The 2134-nt window shown below is 35.3% G+C and carries 2 protein-coding genes; both read left to right on the plus strand.

All coding sequences use genetic code 11. The annotated features are described in order from the left end of the window. Nucleotides 1-474: 474 nt before the first annotated feature. On the plus strand, nt 475-1338 hold the full coding sequence (locus tag ACIFQM_RS24950) for a hypothetical protein (RefSeq protein ID WP_430044635.1): 864 nt from the start codon (nt 475-477) through the stop codon (nt 1336-1338). 109 nt (nt 1339-1447) lie between these two features. Then, nucleotides 1448-1954, plus strand: a complete 507-nt coding sequence (locus tag ACIFQM_RS24955; RefSeq protein WP_430044637.1) for a hypothetical protein — start codon at nt 1448-1450, stop codon at nt 1952-1954. Nucleotides 1955-2134: the final 180 nt, after the last annotated feature.

Raw genomic sequence — 2134 nt, forward strand, 5'->3', positions numbered from 1 at the left:
TGCTGGTATACGCTCAATTTTGATTTCGGCTTCTTGCAAATGTTTGAACTGTTTCCCCTAATTTGTTAAGCATTTTAGTACCATCTTTCTTTTTCCTATTTTTTAAAATCCTATAGTGTTGTTCGTTTACTTTCAACTTAGTGGCTAGTCTAACAAAACGAAATGAGCACGGATATGAGCATTGGCGGATATAGGATTTCTAAAGAAAGGCGATAAAATTTACAAACTTTACTAAAACATTGAAAAGTGATACATTTATTATATCTTATTGGATAATTCTGCATGAATATTAGAGTAGTTTTACAGAGGGGATGGTTGGGACAATCAAATCAGTTGTTATTAACACAAAAAATATCTTTTGAAAGGGAAGATAGAGGTGAAAACAGTTTAAAATTCCACTATTTTATGTATGTTATTGGGTATTTCTTTTAATAGGGATTGAGTAAAATAAAATCTATTTCGGAGGGAATTAATATGAAGAAGAAAATTGCTATTATAACTATGTCATTGGCCTTTTGCTTTGGGAGCGCGGCCTCGGCTGCCCCAACGTTAGAAAATAACATACCTACTAATAATCCTTTATCAGTAAGTGAAAATGATAATGTACAGGTTGGTTCTAAGATCGAGGCAAATCAAGATAGCTTTGATAAGGATTCACTTAGTCCAGAAGCATTAAAGGCTGTGAATGAATATTTTAACGATTTTAAAAAACCACAGATTAACAGTCTGGGAGTAAATGAGTCTCTAGTTGATTACAAAATTGTATCGGCTGATAATTCTGACCCAGACGATATCAATGTTTCCGTTAAGTTAACTTATGGGGATATAGGTGAATTACCAGCAGCACCCTATAATATTGAAAAGGAGGGAGGTAATTATATAGTCAAACAACCTAAAGGCTTGGTATATGATATTGCACCTACTAGTTCAACATATGGAAAAGTAGAAACGGGAGTATTTGTGGAGCCTTCTAAGGCTTTACAAGGTAATGTTCAACTAGCTGTGAGAAATCTGACTTATTATTCGGAGAATCATGGAATGAATTTAAGTCAGATCGGAAATTTCTTTGGAAACTACAGAAATCAGGTTACATTTAATGGGAGTCAGTCAATCGTAGACTCGGATGTACAAGCTATAAGAGTAGTTTATGGTGTAGGCACATATAAAGATGGCGCACTTGTTAAATTGGGAGTCAGTTCATCTGTTAATGGTGAGGGGTCTTACAATAAATATGTTCAAGTACCTTCGGGCAGTGGTAGATTAGCATTTGCTGACACCCGCGAGAGTAGGGGAAATGGTCTTATTCATTTAGAAGGAAATGTGTTAGAAAATGAATAAGACTATTCTGGAATAATAAATAAGGTAGAGTTCACAAAATTTGAACTCTACCTTATTTATTCGAAGAAGAATTTGTGGTAAAATTTACAACAAAGGAGGTTTTTTTCAATTGAAGATTGTACTACGAAAGAAGTTGGCCTGCTTGGTTGTCTTAGGAGGAATTTTGACTGTAATTGCTACAGGTTTTGGAGGAGATAAGGAGCCTCATAAACTTCCAGATAAGCCAAAAGAGGCTGCTGTTTCGACATTTTCAGAATATATGGACGCTTCGATGAGTCGTGATTATGATAAGATGCTCTTACTGTCTGATGATTATCGCTTTAAAACAGACCGGGCACGACTTAATTTTCTAAAAGCTCAAGGAACACCGATAGACTATCGTATCATTTCTGTAAATGACGCAGACCCTTCTAAGATTGTCGTTTCATCGATAACGAAGTATGAGGATATGGAGTTACCTCCCATTAAGTATATTATTGCCTTTGAGGAAGGAACGTACAAGTTGAAAATGAGGAATGTCGTGGTCAATATGATTCCCTCATCACCTGACTATAAAACAGTCGAGTACGAGCCTGATAAGGTAGACGATAATTTAGAAGATAATTTTAATGATTAAGGATCTTATAGAAGACAAAAGGCGAAGGGAGTTATCCTTCGCCTTTTGTTACACTCATTTATACAACGAATATATATAAGGAAAGAAGTATTGAACTCATATCTACAGGCGAGGAAGTGAGTGATAATTTATGATAGGAGAAGCTATATTACATCATCATAGCTGCTTCTCGGGATCTTT

This window comes from Paenibacillus sp. NRS-1782 (assembly GCF_050467685.1).
In the GTDB taxonomy this organism is placed as follows: domain Bacteria; phylum Bacillota; class Bacilli; order Paenibacillales; family Paenibacillaceae; genus Paenibacillus; species Paenibacillus terrae_A.